This is a genomic window from Priestia filamentosa (genome assembly GCF_900177535.1).
GTDB classification, from domain to species: Bacteria; Bacillota; Bacilli; order Bacillales; family Bacillaceae_H; genus Bacillus_I; species Bacillus_I filamentosa.
The window spans coordinates 1-17,671 of the sequence record NZ_FXAJ01000013.1; the positions used below are offsets into that span (position 1 = coordinate 1).

Consider the following 17,671-nt stretch of genomic DNA (forward strand, 5'->3'; position numbering starts at 1 on the left):
CACGCAGTTTTGGACAGGGATAGTTTTTGCGTCTAAACTAGTGGCGTGAGCCACACTATATAAAAGCGACTTCTTGTCGCACCATAATGTTGATTATAAGAAATAAATGTGACAGATCTACCTTAAAGGTATTTTTTTATATTCTACTATGATAATATACAGATGAATTACATTATTTGGTTTATTAACACCTGAATTTTCCACATTATAGGAAAGGATGTATGTATGAATGAGCATAACCGAGATCAAAAAAATGCTTCATAATCTGATTGAATATGAAGACTGCACGATTATACATACTATCCCTGGTTTAATCGAATTATGTTATTGCAAGAAATCTAGCGCTTTTCAAGTTACTACATTTGCTGATGGGAATGTTGCCTCATATTATGATGTAGAGACGGCTTCTGATGCCTTATATAGAGCTTTAAATCCTGGAAAAAAAGAAGCCCTTTAATGGGGCTTCTTTTTTGTATACGGTAGGTGAAATTAGTTTACATAAGCTAAATAATACTGAATAAAAGGATCCTTTTATTCAGTATTAATGATATTTGATTGCTTTCATTTTTTATAAAACGTATTTCTTAAACCACTCATACTTATAAGAGCATTTTCTAAGTTACAAGGTTACAATACTGGGATTAATGTCTTTTTACTGAAGCAAATGACGTTGGGCTAAAGCTTGATGAATACTAGAAACGACAGATAAGTCGTCAAAATCGATTCCGATTTGTATAGCCGTTTGAGCGATCTCAGGTCGAATTCCTGAAAGTGTACAGGTTACACCAATTAACTTTAAAGCCTTGATTAATTGGAAGATTTGGTGGGCCACCATCGTATCGATAATCAGTACACCAGATAGGTCAATCAGTAAATGTTTTACTTGTTGATTAGAACATTGTTGTAACGTATTTTCCCTCACCCTCTGGGCTCGATCGGTATCAATATCTCCTACAAGAGGAAGAAGAGAAAGGTCTTCACTAAGGGAAATAACCGGAGAGCTTAATTCATGGATCATCTCTTTTTGAGCAGCTAAACGTTCTTCCGCATACTTATGACTTTGTTCTGCGAAAGCTAGCATCACATAATTGAAGTTATTAATGATCTTACGGTTCCATCTGTTAATCGTTTCAGGAGAATAGGTCTCATGACTTTTCTCTACAAATTCTTTCACATACTCTAGATACTGTTCTTGGTTATTAAAGAACTCTCGTAATATCAAGTGAGTGGGTGTACGTTGATATTCCTGTTCCCCAGAAGTTTTACAAATCCATTCCTCAAAAGAGGATAAGAACTCCTCTTCTGAACAAGATTCATCAAACACTCTACAAAACCGTACATGAAATTCATAATTTTGTTTCTTTACCATTTCAACGACTTCAGGATCATCCGACGCATATACGCCAGAGGAATCATCTTTATCTAAAGCTTCATACCACTGCTCTGTTAATAAGCGCGCTCTTTCTAGTAAAAAATGATAGAGTTGATTGTTTCTATGCATGGTTGAATACTCTCCTTGTTATAATTCCTTCTATGGATTTAAATCTATAGCAAGTATATAGGTTATAAACTAATTATACCAATGATAAGGAAAAGAAAGGCGTTTACTCAGCTCTGACTCTTTCGAAAAAATAACTGATTTCTTTTCTTTTATTAATAATTAAATAAAACGTCATATATAAGCTATACACTGCTAGTCTACATATTAAAATTTAACGATAATTACATAAAATTTTCTTTGGTGAGTAAAATATAAAAGATGCCGTTAGGACTCAAAATGCTCCTATTTTATATAAGCAAGTTGATGTAAAAAAGACTTCCCCTCACCCTTCTCGCTGTTCTTTCAAGAGGTAGTCTTTTTTCTTTTATAACTGTTTAACTCTATATACTTCTCTTTTTTGGAATCGTTGGCACTTCGCACATTTTCTGAACGGAGTATTGACCTTTGTATTTCTCAATAAAGTGATTTAACTCTGTTTCTATTACTTTTTCGCGAATATGCCTATAGCCTTTTTTAGGATTTCTAGTTTTTGTTTTAACCGAAGGTTTTCCATCTGAATCTCAACTAACTCTTTCGATGCCAGAGAGCCTTTCCCTGAATGGATAGGTATAAATTCTTTTATCCATTTATAGATTGTTACTTCTGATACGCCATATTCGCTGCCTAAGTCTTTTACCGAGTTTCTAGCATGATATAGATCCAGAACGTTTTTTTAAATCATCATTATACTTTTTACCTGTAGGTTTACGTTTCAATTTGGACACATCCTCTCAAAAATAAATAATTGCAAGACCTTAATTAAATGGTGTCCATGAAACTATACTAACTCCAAAAATTTATAAAAAAGAGGAAAGGGAATTGAATGAAAGGTGAGATTGATAGTGAAAGGTATTAGCTTAGTTATATGGTTCCTTTGGTTTACGTTATTAATGGGTGGAGTAGTTGAAACAACAAAAGGATTTGACCCTCTTTACGAACTTACAGCAATGGTAGAAGGGCTTCCTTTAGTAGCTTATCTGGTAGGAGCATTTATTTTGGCACTTTATATATTGAATGTATACTCAGTGGGTATTCTAATACCATTTAGGTTATACATTCTATCTTATATTTTTATTGTCGGCATATTTTATGATAACAATAAAGGGGATAGGATAGAGAATAAGAAAGTAATTGATTTAAAAAAGAAGTACTTTAACGAAGGACTGGGGAAAGATGAAAGACGTTAACGTTCTTAAGTATAAAAAGAGCAGTAATTACCCTTATAGGAGTGATTATTGCTCTTTTTATTTACCATAGTTACAAGAAAGACTAAACAATGTTAAATCATAGAGCTGAATTTTGCATTTTTTCATGGATAATCACTTCATATATTGATAACAACCCTGTCTAACTTTTTGAATAAAGGGATTAATCCCTTGCACTTTAGCGATAGAATAGGCATCTGATGGTATCTTATAATCTCCATTACTCAATATATGCTTCCTAATAGATTTTAAATCAAACAACTCACTGGGGTGGGATTTCAATGTCTAATCCTTTTGGGTATTTGTTAAACACTACCGTAATATATAGTTCTTTTCTTGTATCTAATTTAAATAATGAAGTTTGTCTCGTTATTTCCCCATCCAACAAATCTATAAGTACATAGTTCGGTATAACTCTTGGTGTATGTTAAATATATTACTTTTTCGAAATTCAACGGACAAAAGCTGAATAATTACATTGTTATCTCCCAAGGATTATATACGAATAGATAAATTTATTAGAACGGAAATGATTTTACAATAGGACTCTTCGTACTGTATAAATTTACCGATATGGCGCAACATATCAGAGTAACGAATTATAAGGAGGTTTTCATTTTGGCAGAGAATAAAGATAGGGATGGTTCAAACGGAGATGATGTGAAACGTGAGACTCTGACAACACGTCAGGGTCATCCCGTGAGGGATAACCAAAACATCCGTACAATTGGTAATCGTGGTCCAGCTACACTTGAGAATTATCACTTCATTGAAAAGATTTCCCATTTTGATCGGGAAGAGGTACCAGAGCGTGTAGTACACGCACGAGGATCTGGGGCATTTGGATATTTTGAAACGTACGGAAAAGTCGGAGATGAACCGGTAGAAAAGTATACTCGCGCTAAAGTATTTTCGGGTGCTGGGAAGAGAACACCACTCATGGTTCGCTTCTCTACAGTGGCAGGATCAAAGGATTCGCCGGAAACAGCACGGGATCCACGCGGCTTTGCGGTAAAAATGTATACGGAAGATGGCAACTGGGATTTGGTTGGGAACAATATAAAAATTTTCTTTATCCGTGATGCGATGAAGTTCCCTGATATGATTCACGCATTTAAGGCTGATCCGGCTTCGAATGTGCCAAATCCTCAGCGAATGTTTGATTTCGTTTCTCGTTCACCTGAGGCAACGCATATGATTACATTTTTATTTTCTCCATGGGGGATTCCAGCGACATACCGTCACATGCAGGGTTCTGGTGTAAACACCTACAAATGGGTAAATGACAAAGGCGAGGCTGTGTTGGTGAAGTATCATTGGGAGCCAAAGCAAGGGATTCGTAACTTAACACAAGAAGAAGCAGACGCTATTCAAGCAAAGAACGTTGGTCATGCCACACAAGATTTATATGAAGCCATCGAGCGCAAGGATTATCCAGAGTGGGAGCTCTTTGTGCAGATTATGGAGGATGATTACCATAAGGAACTTGATTTTGATCCTCTTGATGATACAAAACTTTGGCCAGAGGATCAGTTTCCATGGTTGCCAGTAGGACGTATGGTCCTTGATCGCAATCCAGTAGATTTCCATGCGGAGATTGAGCAAGCCGCCTTTGGGACAGGGGTTCTTGTAGATGGAATGGACTTCTCAGATGATAAAATGCTTCAAGGTCGTACCTTCTCTTACTCCGATACACAGCGCTATCGTGTAGGGGCGAACTATCTAAAATTGCCTGTGAATGCACCGAAAGCACCTGTTCGTACAAACCAGCATCGCGGCCAAATGGATACCCGTGACCCGAAGGAGTCTGGAGAGAATCCACATATTAACTATGAGCCATCAATGCTCGGCGGCTACGAGGAAGCAAGTAAAGGCGCTCTTCCACCGCACCGTCCAAAGTATAATGCAGAAGCAATGAGTGCACCTATTGATCGCCCTAATAACTATGGGCAAGCTGGAAATACATACAGAGAGTTTGAGGAATGGGAGCGCGATGAATTAATCAAAAACCTTTCGGAAGCACTTGCGGTATGTGACAAACGTATTCAAGAAGCGATGATTGAGCACTTCACCCAAGCCGATGAAGACTATGGTCGTCGTGTGAAGGAAGGAATTGAAAAGAAAATGAAAGAAATGCAAGGCATGGAGAAGGAAAATCAAGTTCCAGGCCGTGAATCAGGTCAATCGAAATATGGCCAAGGTTCATTAGCTGCGAATGAAGCAACAAAAGATGCTGTGAATAAAAGCCATGGAGCTGACCCTTATTAATCTTGAATTTAATGCAAGGAGCTGAACAGAAAGTCAGTGAAAACTGCCTTTCTGTTCAGCCTTTTTATTTTTGCTCATTCCTTGTCCCTTTCACGGACGAGCATCGAGTCAACGCTCCGTTTGTGTTTCGTCTATCTTACTTTTCAAGCAGGAGTAGCAAAAATGATTAACAATCTTTTTAAAACTTTTGAAGCTCTACACAAAAGTTGTCCCTCTTTTAAAATATAAGTAACAATATAATAAAAGGAACCTTGAAATTACCATCCCCTATTGAATGTTTGGTAATTGTTTCGTGCGGAGCATAGGAAAAGGAATAGATGACAAAAAGATAAGTAAAAAGTCTAAATAGACAATTAGAAGGTCCTCGTGCAAAATTAACCAAAACTTTCACAGTAAGTTCTACATGCAGGAGGGGGAAAGAGAACACTTACAACTTAGAAATTGTATAAAGTTCCCCATATAGTAAATAAAATATAAAAGATGCCGTTAGGACTCAAGGTACCCCTACCCATTCTATATAAGCAAGTTGATCTAGAAAAGACTCCCTCTTGATCTTCCCAGCTTTCTTTCAAGAGAGAGTCTTTTTTCTTTTTATAACTATACAACTCTATACATATTTAGTGCCCATAATATTAATCATGAGAAGAAAAACTTCTTTACAAAAAATATACTTTTTTAGTTCACGTCTGCTAAGTTTAGGGGTAAACTATTAAAGGGATGGGAATTCTTAAAGAAACAGTTCTGAAGAGGCTGTTTCTTTTTTATTGTATAAATATGTAAAAAGGTTTCCGTCAAACACTTTCGAGGTAGTAAAAAGTGCAAACTCAGTCACATCAAATTTGCGTTTTTTCACTTTCCTAAAGGTGGTCGATGTATTGATAACATCCGCGTCTTACTTTCCTTATAAAAGGATTAATCCCTTGAATTTTCTCAATGAAGTAGGCATTTGAAGGGAGAGGATAATCTACATGTTTCTGTACATGTTTTCGTAGTAAAGTTAGAGTAAAACATTTTTTTGGATTAGACTTGAAAAGCTGGATTGCAATTAAATAAGCTTCCAACTTCTCTCTATGAGCTTGCTTAAGAGTCAATGTACTCGTAATGTTCGTGGTATTCATTCCTCTTTGTTCCATTTCTTCTTTAATCAATTCCGTTTCCTTCATAAAATTTAGCATACATCTCATAATATGTTCTTTAGATTGTGTTAAACGTTTCACTAACCATTCTTGTTGTTGCGATTCCACCTTGTACACTCCTTTAATAATGTGGAAGGAATGGTTATCTAGATAGGCTCATTTCATACCACCTACTGCAATTGTAAAATAGAAAAAAGAGACTATCTCCTTTTTTCTAACTTTTTTAGTCACATAAAACCCACCTACGCAAAGAATATATGTAACATAGGTTTTATAATAATTATAACAAATATGTAACATATATCCAGTTTAGTTTACATATGTGTATTACAACTTCCTAGGTTACATAATTTTTATTTCCCTTTAAGTATACTTTTACAGTTTTATTTTCATTAAACATATTTTTCTACTTGGTATATTTAAACGTAATTCTCCTTATAATATGCATAATTACCATTGAATACGCTTACATTACGCTTTATAATAGAGTGAAGGTGATGGAATCGTAAATAGAAATGAAAGTGGGTATATAGGAATGAAGCAGATCGTATCTTGGAAGGTGTCTTCATCGTCGTGGACAATGGGGAGAATTGTAGAGTTTTATCGATTATGTCAAATCCTTAAAAGTAACATATATTTGTGTAGTAATGAGATAACATGTGAAGTAAGGGACTTGTCTAAGCTCGTTTCCTTTATTTTAACCTTGAAGAACCAGGATATTCTCCTGATTGTGGAAGGAAAGAATGCCCCAGCTGATCAAGAATGTATACATCGTTATCTGAAACTATTCCAAAAGCCGATGCCCTGCCTAGCGTAGGACCCAACGGCTTTTTTACGTTAGTAAACCTTAGCTGAGGTTTAAAAAGATTAGAGTTTTATATTTTTACTACAACTACAAAATAATTAAAACAAAATTAAAAGGATTGACTCCTTCAGAATACGGAATTCAATTATAAATACCAAACAATAGAAGGTGTAATGAAAAATGAATGGTAAAGTAAATACGGAGAAAAATATGTTTTCGAAAGTATTTGATATTATAGCCTTAATAATTTCAATAGGAATATCAATCTATTTCTTTTCTAATCCAAATACAGATTTTCAATTCTATAATATCCCTCCTTTCATTTTATTACTGCTCTTGACTATTTCATATATTATTCAAACTATTGAATGCTCACTTCAAGGGAACAAAAAGCACTTTTACATCTACTTATTTATGTCCCTATTTTTTATTATTATATACATCTCTGTTTTTTCTATTGTTCTATAAGTAAATCTATCTCCGTGCTCTATGTTTATCTGTTATAGATGATTAAACGAATACAATGGAGAAAGTAAAGGTGTCACTCCTCTACATGGGGGAAGTATTATACTTAGATGTTTTTAGGATTTATTCGTTTTTCACCCCACTAAAAAAAGGTTCACCTCTAATCATTAGAAGTAGATCTTTATACTCTATACATTATTAGTTCACATAATGCCCATTCTAGAAAGTAATAACAGCTCAAACTTTTTGAATTACAAAGAGTTTGAGCTGTTTCTTGCCCTTTAAGTATAATCGTACAAACTGACGTTCTGTAAATATTTATTTAAGTCATAAAGATAATTTTTAATAATACAGATTCATTACTCTTCTCTCAGAATAGAAAGTATATGTTGATTAGGACTTACAGCTGTAACAATAAATTTTAGATTACTCACTCTTGTATAAAGAGTCTTCATTTATCCCTCACCTCTTTTCAACCTTAATTGCTACCGTTTATTAAGCTTTGATTAAGTACACCAGATTCACCCAAGAGTTTGTTTTTTCATTGACCGCTTTATATAAATGCCCTATAATTCTTATTAAACTAATAGGTTTTAAAGGTTTTAAAAGAGGTGATTATTGATGAAATTATGGAATTTTTTATTTTCTGAGCGTTGCCCTAAATGTAAAGAAACCTTGAACACAACTCAATCAAAGGCTTTGTATGGGATGATTATCAAAACATGTCCAAATCACCACTATCAAAAAGAGTTTCACCCTGCTCTTGAGTCTTTTATTGAACGTCATCAAGTATCTTAAAATAAAAAAGAAAGGCCAACGAGTGGTTGGTCTTTCTTTTCATTTTTAATGGATGAAAAATAGCTTTACTTTCTTATAAAACGTCTAACCAAATTTTAATAGCTGTGGCTAAAATTAATAGGGCTAAGAGCCATTGTAAAAACTTAGCATTGATACTTTGTCCTATTTTTGCACCTATAGGAGAAGCAATAAGGCTTGCAAGGATAAGAATAAGGGTGGGTACAAGGAGAACTTGACCTGTTATGATTTTCCCAACTGTTGCTCCAATAGAAGAAAGGAAAGTAATCGCTAGAGAAGAAGCGATCGTGACTCGGACTGGGATTTTTAAGATCGATAACATGATAGGTACCAAGATAAAAGCTCCTCCAGCTCCCAGAATACCTGATATACTCCCAATGATAAAGGCTAAAGAAGAGGCTATTGGCTTATTAAATAAAATTTCATCGTCTTCTTTATCTTCCTGTCCTTTTCTCGGTATAAACATTAAAATAACAGCTATAAGAGCTAATATTCCATATATTAAGTTGATTCCTTTCTCAGATATGAAATGAGAAAAATAACTACCCAACATACTACCTATAAGAATACTACTTCCCATATATACAATGAGCGTTTTGTGTAAGAATCCACTTTTACGATAAGCCCAGACCCCACTAATTGTGGCAAAAAATACTTGAACAGCACCGATACCTGAAACTTCGTGTGCGGTTAGAGTCATGACTCCTACTAATGGAGGAATATACAGTAACATAGGATAGTTAATGACAGATCCGCCAATGCCAACCATTCCGGAGATAAATGAACCCATAAACCCAATGATGAAAAGAGTAGTGATAAAGGCCATATCCACTAGGTTTTCCTCCTTTTCAAAGGAAAAGGGTATCTTTTATTTCGATACCCTTTCACCTTAATGATGGCTTATCCTTTTTTAATCCAGAATTTTAGAACGTCGCCTTCTTCAGCTTGTTCTATCAGTTCATGTCCGCCTGATTTAGACCAAGCAGCCAAGTCATTCTTAGCTCCTTTATCCGTAGCATGTACTTCTAGAACTTGACCTGATTCTATTTCATTCATCGCTTTCTTTGTTCTTACAATCGGCATGGGACATGCTAGTCCTTTTGCATCTAATACTTTATCTGATTTCATCTTATTCTCTCCTCTGTATCTGTTTTATGAATAGGTTTTCTGAAGCTCGCTCAACCTTTATTTATCGTATAGCACAACGGTTAGGTCCAATTTCCATTTCACGCTGTTTTTCTTTGTCTGGGTTGACTTTCCCCATGTTTGTTTCTCGAATTTCTTGATAAGCATTAGGTTGAGGTGGTAAATTATCAGTCACTAGGTGTCTAAATTCTGTTTCATCTTCAATGTTTAAGCCATGGTTCTCAGTAAACAAGGTTCCTAGCTTCTTACCTACACTGCCATCTTCATTTAATTCATCGATCACCATAAAATGAGCAGGCAATACGATTAACTCATTTGATAATTCTTTATATCGTTTATAAAGGGTTTCGCGTAAATCTCCCACCCAATCTTCTGCCATACCAGCTAAATCAGGTCTACCAATGGAATCGATAAACAGAATATCACCTGAAAGAAGATATTGGTCATCCACCACGAATGAAGTAGAACCAATCGTGTGACCCGGAGAATAAATTGGTTGAATTGCAATTGTTGTCTTTCCAATTGTCACATTATGTCCTTCTTCTAATGGTTGATAATGGAATACCACTTCCTCTGCATCTTTCGGTGGTAACCAGTAAGTGGCCTTTGTTTGTTCGGCTATAGCTCTTCCGCCTGAAATATGGTCAGCATGAAGATGTGTATCAAATACATGAGTAATGGTTACGCCTAGTTCCTTGGCGAAATCGATATAAATATCGGCCATACGGGTAGCATCCATAATTGCTGCTTCTCCGTTTGATGTGACCATATAGGATAAACATCCTTTACCCATTCGAACGAATTGATACAGCTCTCCACCGTCTTTTAAATCGCCCACTTTTACAGGTTCTAAATGTTCACTCCACGCTTTCATTCCACCTTTAAGGTAGTAGACTATAAGCCCAGCTTCCGAAAGCATATCGGATACCATTACAGATGACCCTTCTTTGGCGCAAACCACCAATACTTCTTTATCAGAAGGTATTTGGTCTAAAATATCTTCGACCCCATCTAAAAGATCAAAGTAAGGTACATTTAAATAATCAAAATAATGGCCTTCAATTTTCCAATCGCTAAAATCACTTTCATTCCGAACATCGAGAATAAATAAAGGTTCTTTGTTCACGATTTTTTGTGTCACTTTTTTTGCCGTAAGGGCTTGTACGGTCATTATAAATCCCTCCTACAGTACATGATTCATAACCTAATCTAAGAGAAAAATTAGAAGGTTAGGGACACATTTGCATCCTTAGCAAAAGCTAAAAAGGTAACAGCTCCGCCTACCTCAATGCCTTCTACAAAGTCTTCTTTTGTTAATCCCATAACGTCCATTGTCATTTGACAGCCAATGAATTTAACGCCCATTTCTTGTGCCATTTCCACAAGTTCCGGGATAGAAGGTACGTTTGCTTTCTTAAATCCCTCTGCAAAGTGTTCTTTCCCTTCTGGCATCTCTAAGTGTTTGTGACCTTCCTTATGAATTAGATTCAACCCTTCAAATGTAAAGAAAATCGATACTTCTTGATCACTTGCTGCTGCCGCAGTGGCAATATTAAAAACTTTATAGGCATCAAATAACCCACCATTTGCCGCAATAATAGCTACTTTTGAACTCATTTTGTTTCCCCCTTTGACTACTCTGTTTTTCCTGTCCAGTCACGCATACCTGGGACCACATTGATTAAGTTTTTAAATCCTTGTTTCTTCATAGTTTGGGCTGCTGCTTCACTTCTTCTTCCAGAGTGGCAAATTACATAAATTTCATCTTCCTTGTTGAGCTCATTTGAACGTTTTTCCACTTCCCCAAGAGGAATATGCACAACGCCTGGAATATGAGCTTCCTCATACTCTTCTCGTTCACGAACATCTAAAATATGGAGAGGTTTATCACTTTCCACTTTCTTTTTAAATTCATCTAATGAAATCTCAGGAATAGATGTTGTCTGTGCTGATGAGTCAGCTCCACCTTTACGAAGAAAATGATGAAGAACATCTCCTTCTGTTTCAGTGCCTAAATATTCGTGACCTGTACTTTTTGCCCAAGCTTGTAAATCAGCTGTAGATCCTTTATCTGTTGCTTGGATTTCTAATACTTCACCAGCCTTTAAATCATTCATTTTCTTCTTCGTTTTTACAATCGGCATGGGACATGCTAATCCTTTTGCATCTAGTACCACATTTGCTTGAATCATACTATTTCCTCCTTATTTCAAAATAGGTGTGGGGGTATATAAAAAGTTGAAGTTGGACTGCTTTGTATGTTGATTTCCTTATTTCTATAACCAAAGCAGTTTATGGCTTCTCAGGTTAATGCCATGCATTCATTCCACCTTTTATATTGGTAACATGTTTAAATCCTTGCTTTTTCAGTATCTTACTGGCCTTCATACTTCTCATTCCACTTTGACAAATCACTAAAACTTCCTGATTTTTTGATAGTTGATGAGATTGGTTTGGAAGTTCTGACAAAGGGATATTCTGAAAGCCTTTAATATGTCTTGCGCCAAACTCATGAGGCGTTCGTACATCAATAAACTGTTTCCCTTTTTTCTTTAGCTCTGATTTTAAATCTAAAGTAGTAATCTGGTTAATCCCTTTTGGTGGAAGGAAACGTTGAATTAAGAACCATCCGACAAACAAAAACAATAAGATATTAATGATGGTGCTACTATCCATAGTATTTAGTCACCTCTCTTCATTTATTTATCCAATTTTAAGGGATATTAAATAAATAAGTTGACGTTTCCGTCTTCAGCATCTGCTAAATAGGCAGCTACGCCTGCATAGTCAATGTCATCTAACAACTCTTTTTCCTGTAATCCTAGAAGATCCATCGTCATCGTACAAGCTACAAGCTTTACGTCTTGTTCTTGAGCCATTTCAATCAACTGAGGCAAAGTAAGCGCATTATGTTTTTTTATCACATTTTTAATCATTTTAGGTCCCATACCTGCAAAGTTCATTTTAGACAATCCCATTTTGTCAGCACCACGAGGCATCATTTTTCCAAACATTTTTTCAAGAAAGCCTTTTTTGACAGGTACTAGTTCTTCCTTACGTAAAGCATTTAGTCCCCAAAATGTATGGAAAATGGTTACTTCATGGTCATAGGCAGCTGCCCCATTTGCAATAATATAAGCTGCCATCGCCTTATCATAATCCCCACTAAATAATACAATCGTTGTACGCTTTTTCTGTTCTGTCATGTTGTTCCTCCTCAATAAAACTTACCCCGCAGGGTATATTTTTAATCAAAAAAATATTGAATGTAGATAAAAAGAGAGATAATGAATGAGTTTTTTCTTATCCATCTTATACATATACCTGTATGGGTATATTATAATACCGAAGAGTACTCGTCAACCCTAAACTTTATAGGTTGATGAATATTCTCTATCTACTTTTCACCAATAAGTTAACAGCTTCTTTTACTAAGTTCTCTGTATCTTCTCCATTCTTAATACTTTCACGAACACAGTGTTCCAGGTTGGTACTCACAATAACCCCCATTGCTCGGTCAATCGCATTACGTGAAGCTGCTAATTGAGTGACAACGTCTCTACAATCTTTCCCCTGTTCCATCATACTTAACACACCTTTAATTTGTCCTTCAATTCGACGTAGGCGGTTTTTAACCTGCTGATCATATTCCATATTGTCAACCATCCTTTCTTTTATTTACATGTGCATGTTGCTAACTCATAACTATATATACAAATCCCTTTTCTTCTTAAAAAACGTACTCCTAAGTTTAATTCTATCCTATCTGTAGCGATTATGTGTATCTTTTCTGGTGGAATTTCTAAATAGAAACGCTTTAGATACTCATATGGAATGTTTAATATATGATGATTAGAATAAGGAGTGACGTCATGATAATTCCTTATATCTACTATCGCCATATTTTGATCTTCTAAATTCTCTTTATTTATACAATGGATATCCTTTACAGGATAATAACGTCTATATATAGTAAGAATAATAAGGAGTAAAAATAAAATAATAAAATAACTAATGTAGTACACCACCTTATTAATGACAATGATGTTGTTCACAAATCAACTATATACCCCTATAGGTATAATGTCAAGTGTAGAATTATCACTTTCCTAAAGGTAAGAAGAGTAGACACCCTTTAGAATATACTGTTAATTCCTTTTATGTGGTTATATGGTTTTCCCACTAACACTTGAGGACCAATAGAAAAACAATTCACAACTAGTACACTTACGAGTAGCACGTAAAATTGCATCTTTACAATTCTACAATCTAAGCGAAAAAGTCCAATGGAATCAAAGGTGTAGTTAACATACCCTATATTATAGGACTCAAATTTTACATCTAATGGAATAATCTCTGCAAAACAGAAAAAAATCACAAAATATGATCCTATAGTTGTATGTTTCCATTGCCATAACTACTATAGAATTGTGGGGTAAACTTCTATATTTACCGTAAATTACCCTGTTGCTAGTTTATTTCTTTTTCCCTTAAAAGAACATCTTTTTATTCAGTTTTCAAGCTTTCTTTCAAAATGGAAAACGTCCCCACACCTACCACAACCACCCTTGTCATACCTTTAACAAGGGTTCAACTATATAACTATATAGGTACATGAAGCTATAAAATTGTCCGTATTACTCATGTATTCCCAAAAAGTTAAAAGAAGATTAGAACAGTCTAATCTCCTTTCATCTCTGTCATTTCTTCTTTGATGACTTTAAAATCATCTTCACTTATTTCTAAATGGCCAAATCGAAACGAATAACCCCAATACTTCTTATTTTTAATAAAAGAGAGCTGGGGAATTAAAGGATGAATAGATGTTTCTGTACACTCCGTAAAATCTATCCTTCTTCGGAAGGGTATAAAATCATTTCCCATATCAAATTGAAAGATATAATCATCAACAACTCGTCCTAAAGCTGTAAATTTTTGATAGGGAGTACTTTCATTAAGCTGTACCTTTGGAGAATAATAAATGATCCAATCGCCCGTCTTCATCTTTTTTAAAGGAGCTTCCTTACCATGACAAAGTTGAGCAAAACCACCTTGAACGCCCTTCATTACATGGTCGCGAGAAGCCACTCCAACCCAATATCTTATATTCTTTTCCATGTAAATTAACACCCACAATGATTGGATAGAGGATTATCTGGAGTGGCTGTTGAGACTGGAAAGTTCATTTCCTGCCATGCAGCAATTCCCCCCGTTAATTCTTTTACGTCATACCCTTGTTCCAATAAAGATTTGGCAACTTTAGCAGCTGTATTGCACCAAACATCCCAACAATAAAGGATAATCTTCTTGTCCTTGGGAATCTCATCTAAACGATTGTCTAATTCTTGTTCGGGTATAACGTGGGAATCCTTAATCGTTATACTTCTTACATGAGCAGGACCATTCCTAACATCAATTAAAAAGTATTGTTCTGGATTCATTTTCTTTGCTTTTATGTAATCCATGGGGCTTATAGTCGCTTGAAGACGTGCATTAAAATAATCGAGTGCGTTCATTTGGTATAACCTCCAGTTTTCTATAGTGACTTCCAAATTCTAATCAAAAAATCTTTCAACAATTGTCTTTCTTGCTGATTTAAAGGCGTTAAAACTTCTGATTCTACATCAGTTAGAAGTTCCCAACGTGAATGCAGTACTTCCTTTCCTTTTCCCGTAATTAAAAGACTATAAGATCTTCGGTCATTAGGGTTCTTGGTTCTCTCCACAAATCCTAACGTTTCCAAATGATCAATATGACTGACCATCGTCGTTCGATCAATTTGTAGGTTGTCCGATATATCTTTTTGAGAGGAATATGGATTTTCCTCAATAAATAAAAGAACGCCATATTGTCTTGAATTGATGTTAAAAGGAACCAGTCCTTCAGCAAACTTATTTTCCATTTGTTGAAGAGCCTTTCCAAGTAAAAAACCATAAGATTGATTCCACTTATTCATCTAAGTCCTCACCTCACTATATTAATCAGTAAAGTATATAATCAGTATAACTGACTATTTTTCAAAAAACAAGTAAATACTTATAGTGGTTTACTATCATAGCAACAGCAGATCACTTCGGAAGTATTTACCATGAGGTTGATTAGAGAAAGCAAAAAATCGCAAACTGATTAATTAACAATAATTTGGAACTTTTCTCTTTTATGAACGAGCATAACTTCCCTATCCATTAATTACCTTTTTATCTGTAAAAAGTAAACACAAATGAATAGTTCGCAAAGTGAACGTCCGTAAAAGTTTACTTTTACGGTCATTTCCTTTTGATTAGAAATCTAGCCTTTTTAATGTTCATTTAAGTTTAAAAATAAATTACGAACGTCCTCATAAAATCATACACTTTTACGAACGTTTTTGATAGAATAATAGGGAGAGAAACACAAAAGGAGTATAAAAATGGAAAATAGAAAATTTGGATACATACGAGTAAGCAGCCGAGATCAAAATGAGGGTCGTCAACTTCAATCCATGGAGGAAGCTGGAATTTCCCCTCGGGATATTTTCATTGATAAGCAAAGTGGGAAAAATTTCAATCGAGAACAGTATCAACTGATGAAACGAATGATGCGTAAAGGAGATATTCTTTATATTCATTCTCTAGATCGCTTTGGCCGTAATAAGGAAGAAATTTTACAAGAATGGAATGCCATTACAAAAGAGATTGAGGCAGACATTGTGGTCTTAGATATGCCGTTGTTGGATACTACTCAATACAAGAATAGTTTGGGAACCTTTATTGCAGATTTAGTTTTGCAGATTCTTTCATGGATGGCAGAAGAGGAACGAGATCGTATTCGGAAACGTCAGCGCGAAGGGATTGATGCTGCACTCAAAGGTGGTGTATCTTTTGGACGTCCTAAAGCTCAGGTTAGTCAAGAATTCATTGAAGCTTATAATCGATGGAGAAATAAGGAGATTACAGCTGTACAAGCGATGAAAGAGGCTAATGTTAAAAAGACAACTTTTTATAAATTAGTGAAGGAACATGAGGGTACCTTTAATAAGATCAATATATAATAGGAAGAAACTCGTCAAAAAAACTCTTACTCATTCAAGATTTTTTCTAGTTAATGAGATTATTAAATTTAAGGAGTGTATAAAATGACCTACCTACTACAAGTTGATTTTAAATTTGAGGGACCTTTTGGTAATGATCTGACAAATGCTTTTACGGACATAGCAAACAGTATTAATAAGGAAAAGGGGTTCATATGGAAGATATGGACAGAAAATAAAGAAGCTAAAGAAGCCGGGGGAATCTATCTCTTTGAAACAAAAGAAGATGCCGAAAAGTATTTAGATATGCATACGAAAAGATTAAAAGGATTCAGCATTACAGGTATTAAAGGAAAGATTTTTGAGACAAATGAACAGCTTACTACTCTTAATCATGGACCTTTAAAGCTTACTAAAGAAAAAAGGGACTTTTAATCCATCTTTTTTTCAAGTACACTTGAATTTTATCTCATCACGATGTCTAAATAATCCTTACGTTACTTGAACTGATATCTATACATATCCTAATATTTATCATGCTTTATATCTGTTTCTTCTGTCTTTTCTTTAGTGACTTTCATTCATGATAAAGATGCTTCTTTTTATTTTTATTTATATAAATCAAACCCTGCTATGTATCAAAAACATTCCTTAATGATACATTGATTTTGAGACGTGTTTTAATATAGAAATAAGATGTAATTAAGAAGAAAAGTCACTTATTCGTGAACCATCTCAAAAACCATGGTTTTTGATATGATTTTTCCACTAAAGTTAATTCATAATAAAGATCAAAGGATATAAAAAAACAGCCCATTAGAAACTCGGCTGCTTTTTATTAATTATTCACCTGTTTTTGCGAAACGTTGAATACGTTCTGCGATTTCATCACGTACACGTTGAAAGAAGGCCCATTTCTCTTCATCTGTTCCTTCTGCTTTTGCTGGATCATCAAATCCCCAGTGCTCACGTTTTACATGAGGTGGTGTCATTGGACATTTATCAGCTGCATCTCCACATAGAGTCACCACTAAATCTGCGTTATTTAGGATTTCAGGGTCAATAATATCAGATGTTTGGTTTGAAATATTAATATCTACTTCTCGCATTGCTTTAACCGCATTTGGGTTAAGACCATGTGCTTCAATGCCAGCGCTGTATACATTCCATTCGTTAGCATCTAAATATTTCTTTGCCCAACCTTCTGCCATTTGGCTACGACAAGAGTTTCCTGTACATAAGAAATAAATTGTTTTTTTAGACATGTGTTAAATCTCCTTT

21 protein-coding genes are annotated in these 17,671 nt (G+C 35.0%); 6 read left to right on the top strand and 15 right to left on the bottom strand.

All coding sequences use genetic code 11. The annotated features are described in order from the left end of the window. Window positions 1-229: 229 nt before the first annotated feature. On the top strand, window positions 230-457 hold the full coding sequence (locus tag B9N79_RS23820; protein WP_046218338.1) for a hypothetical protein: 228 nt from the start codon (window positions 230-232) through the stop codon (window positions 455-457). 195 nt (window positions 458-652) lie between these two features. On the opposite strand, the gene B9N79_RS23825 is transcribed toward B9N79_RS23820, so the two are convergent. Beyond that, entirely contained in the window at window positions 653-1,501 is an 849-nt protein-coding gene (locus B9N79_RS23825; protein WP_046218337.1) for an STAS domain-containing protein, read from the bottom strand. A gap of 481 nt (window positions 1,502-1,982) precedes the next feature. Beyond that, window positions 1,983-2,204, bottom strand: a complete 222-nt coding sequence (locus tag B9N79_RS26985; RefSeq protein ID WP_082864796.1) for a transposase — start codon at window positions 2,202-2,204, stop codon at window positions 1,983-1,985. Between the two features lie 178 nt (window positions 2,205-2,382). Here B9N79_RS26985 and B9N79_RS23835 point away from each other — a divergent pair, with 178 nt between their 5' ends. Both B9N79_RS23835 and B9N79_RS23840 read left to right on the top strand, forming a co-directional pair. Next, on the top strand, window positions 2,383-2,727 hold the full coding sequence (locus B9N79_RS23835; protein ID WP_046218336.1) for a hypothetical protein: 345 nt from the start codon (window positions 2,383-2,385) through the stop codon (window positions 2,725-2,727). 636 nt (window positions 2,728-3,363) lie between these two features. Then, window positions 3,364-5,013, top strand: coding sequence for a catalase (locus tag B9N79_RS23840; protein WP_046218335.1), 1,650 nt, complete (start codon window positions 3,364-3,366; stop codon window positions 5,011-5,013). 857 nt (window positions 5,014-5,870) lie between these two features. Here the strand turns inward: B9N79_RS23840 and B9N79_RS23845 are convergent. Beyond that, on the bottom strand, window positions 5,871-6,257 hold the full coding sequence (locus B9N79_RS23845; RefSeq protein WP_046218334.1) for a Rok-like winged helix domain-containing protein: 387 nt from the start codon (window positions 6,255-6,257) through the stop codon (window positions 5,871-5,873). A 1,783-nt stretch (window positions 6,258-8,040) separates the two neighbouring features. Here B9N79_RS23845 and B9N79_RS26315 point away from each other — a divergent pair. Beyond that, window positions 8,041-8,217, top strand: coding sequence for a hypothetical protein (locus tag B9N79_RS26315; protein WP_167555150.1), 177 nt, complete (start codon window positions 8,041-8,043; stop codon window positions 8,215-8,217). A 73-nt stretch (window positions 8,218-8,290) separates the two neighbouring features. Here B9N79_RS26315 and B9N79_RS23860 read toward each other — a convergent pair whose 3' ends face one another. The 11 genes from B9N79_RS23860 to B9N79_RS23915 all read right to left on the bottom strand — a co-directional run bounded on the left by B9N79_RS23860 (window position 8,291) and on the right by B9N79_RS23915 (window position 15,337). Beyond that, window positions 8,291-9,067 (bottom strand): sulfite exporter TauE/SafE family protein, encoded by a 777-nt coding sequence (locus B9N79_RS23860; RefSeq protein WP_046218331.1) that lies wholly within the window; start codon window positions 9,065-9,067, stop codon window positions 8,291-8,293. Window positions 9,068-9,135: 68 nt separating this feature from the next. Further along, window positions 9,136-9,363 carry a sulfurtransferase TusA family protein gene (locus tag B9N79_RS23865; protein ID WP_046218330.1) on the bottom strand — a complete coding sequence of 76 codons (228 nt, stop codon included), beginning with the start codon at window positions 9,361-9,363 and terminating at the stop codon, window positions 9,136-9,138. 61 nt (window positions 9,364-9,424) lie between these two features. After that, window positions 9,425-10,552, bottom strand: coding sequence for an MBL fold metallo-hydrolase (locus tag B9N79_RS23870; RefSeq protein ID WP_046218329.1), 1,128 nt, complete (start codon window positions 10,550-10,552; stop codon window positions 9,425-9,427). A 50-nt stretch (window positions 10,553-10,602) separates the two neighbouring features. After that, window positions 10,603-10,998, bottom strand: coding sequence for a DsrE/DsrF/DrsH-like family protein (locus tag B9N79_RS23875; RefSeq protein ID WP_046218328.1), 396 nt, complete (start codon window positions 10,996-10,998; stop codon window positions 10,603-10,605). Between the two features lie 17 nt (window positions 10,999-11,015). Then, complete coding sequence (locus tag B9N79_RS23880) at window positions 11,016-11,573, bottom strand: sulfurtransferase TusA family protein (protein WP_046218327.1); 558 nt, start codon at window positions 11,571-11,573, stop codon at window positions 11,016-11,018. 115 nt (window positions 11,574-11,688) lie between these two features. Next, window positions 11,689-12,057, bottom strand: a complete 369-nt coding sequence (locus B9N79_RS23885) for a rhodanese-like domain-containing protein (RefSeq protein WP_046218326.1) — start codon at window positions 12,055-12,057, stop codon at window positions 11,689-11,691. 47 nt (window positions 12,058-12,104) lie between these two features. Further along, window positions 12,105-12,587 (bottom strand): DsrE/DsrF/DrsH-like family protein, encoded by a 483-nt coding sequence (locus tag B9N79_RS23890; protein WP_046218325.1) that lies wholly within the window; start codon window positions 12,585-12,587, stop codon window positions 12,105-12,107. Between the two features lie 187 nt (window positions 12,588-12,774). Continuing rightward, complete coding sequence (locus B9N79_RS23895) at window positions 12,775-13,035, bottom strand: metal-sensitive transcriptional regulator (RefSeq protein ID WP_046218324.1); 261 nt, start codon at window positions 13,033-13,035, stop codon at window positions 12,775-12,777. A gap of 1,026 nt (window positions 13,036-14,061) precedes the next feature. Beyond that, the gene (locus B9N79_RS23905) at window positions 14,062-14,499 is read right to left on the bottom strand and encodes an EVE domain-containing protein (protein WP_046218323.1); all 438 of its coding nucleotides are present in this window, start codon (window positions 14,497-14,499) and stop codon (window positions 14,062-14,064) included. Between the two features lie 5 nt (window positions 14,500-14,504). Next, complete coding sequence (locus B9N79_RS23910) at window positions 14,505-14,897, bottom strand: rhodanese-like domain-containing protein (protein WP_046218322.1); 393 nt, start codon at window positions 14,895-14,897, stop codon at window positions 14,505-14,507. A 20-nt stretch (window positions 14,898-14,917) separates the two neighbouring features. After that, window positions 14,918-15,337, bottom strand: a complete 420-nt coding sequence (locus B9N79_RS23915; protein ID WP_046218321.1) for a MarR family winged helix-turn-helix transcriptional regulator — start codon at window positions 15,335-15,337, stop codon at window positions 14,918-14,920. A gap of 453 nt (window positions 15,338-15,790) precedes the next feature. On the opposite strand from B9N79_RS23915, the gene B9N79_RS23920 reads away from it, so the two are divergent. After that, complete coding sequence (locus B9N79_RS23920; protein WP_085119265.1) at window positions 15,791-16,411, top strand: recombinase family protein; 621 nt, start codon at window positions 15,791-15,793, stop codon at window positions 16,409-16,411. Window positions 16,412-16,495: 84 nt separating this feature from the next. Further along, complete coding sequence (locus tag B9N79_RS23925; RefSeq protein WP_085119268.1) at window positions 16,496-16,825, top strand: monooxygenase; 330 nt, start codon at window positions 16,496-16,498, stop codon at window positions 16,823-16,825. A gap of 407 nt (window positions 16,826-17,232) precedes the next feature. Here B9N79_RS23925 and arsC read toward each other — a convergent pair whose 3' ends face one another. Next, entirely contained in the window at window positions 17,233-17,655 is a 423-nt protein-coding gene (gene arsC, locus B9N79_RS23930) for an arsenate reductase (thioredoxin) (protein WP_085119271.1), read from the bottom strand. Window positions 17,656-17,671 lie beyond the last annotated feature (16 nt).

What these genes read in the sequence shown, in the direction of transcription:
- B9N79_RS23820 (WP_046218338.1), top strand. Translation starts at nt 230, where the DNA reads ATGAGCATAACCGAGATCAAAAAAATGCTTCATAATCTGATTGAATAT.
- B9N79_RS23825 (WP_046218337.1), bottom strand. Translation starts at nt 1,501, where the DNA reads ATGCATAGAAACAATCAACTCTATCATTTTTTACTAGAAAGAGCGCGC.
- B9N79_RS26315 (WP_167555150.1), top strand. Translation starts at nt 8,041, where the DNA reads ATGAAATTATGGAATTTTTTATTTTCTGAGCGTTGCCCTAAATGTAAA.
- B9N79_RS23865 (WP_046218330.1), bottom strand. Translation starts at nt 9,363, where the DNA reads ATGAAATCAGATAAAGTATTAGATGCAAAAGGACTAGCATGTCCCATG.
- B9N79_RS23870 (WP_046218329.1), bottom strand. Translation starts at nt 10,552, where the DNA reads ATGACCGTACAAGCCCTTACGGCAAAAAAAGTGACACAAAAAATCGTG.
- B9N79_RS23875 (WP_046218328.1), bottom strand. Translation starts at nt 10,998, where the DNA reads ATGAGTTCAAAAGTAGCTATTATTGCGGCAAATGGTGGGTTATTTGAT.
- B9N79_RS23880 (WP_046218327.1), bottom strand. Translation starts at nt 11,573, where the DNA reads ATGATTCAAGCAAATGTGGTACTAGATGCAAAAGGATTAGCATGTCCC.
- B9N79_RS23885 (WP_046218326.1), bottom strand. Translation starts at nt 12,057, where the DNA reads ATGGATAGTAGCACCATCATTAATATCTTATTGTTTTTGTTTGTCGGA.
- B9N79_RS23890 (WP_046218325.1), bottom strand. Translation starts at nt 12,587, where the DNA reads ATGACAGAACAGAAAAAGCGTACAACGATTGTATTATTTAGTGGGGAT.
- B9N79_RS23895 (WP_046218324.1), bottom strand. Translation starts at nt 13,035, where the DNA reads ATGGAATATGATCAGCAGGTTAAAAACCGCCTACGTCGAATTGAAGGA.
- B9N79_RS23905 (WP_046218323.1), bottom strand. Translation starts at nt 14,499, where the DNA reads ATGGAAAAGAATATAAGATATTGGGTTGGAGTGGCTTCTCGCGACCAT.
- B9N79_RS23910 (WP_046218322.1), bottom strand. Translation starts at nt 14,897, where the DNA reads ATGAACGCACTCGATTATTTTAATGCACGTCTTCAAGCGACTATAAGC.
- B9N79_RS23915 (WP_046218321.1), bottom strand. Translation starts at nt 15,337, where the DNA reads ATGAATAAGTGGAATCAATCTTATGGTTTTTTACTTGGAAAGGCTCTT.
- B9N79_RS23920 (WP_085119265.1), top strand. Translation starts at nt 15,791, where the DNA reads ATGGAAAATAGAAAATTTGGATACATACGAGTAAGCAGCCGAGATCAA.
- B9N79_RS23925 (WP_085119268.1), top strand. Translation starts at nt 16,496, where the DNA reads ATGACCTACCTACTACAAGTTGATTTTAAATTTGAGGGACCTTTTGGT.
- arsC (WP_085119271.1), bottom strand. Translation starts at nt 17,655, where the DNA reads ATGTCTAAAAAAACAATTTATTTCTTATGTACAGGAAACTCTTGTCGT.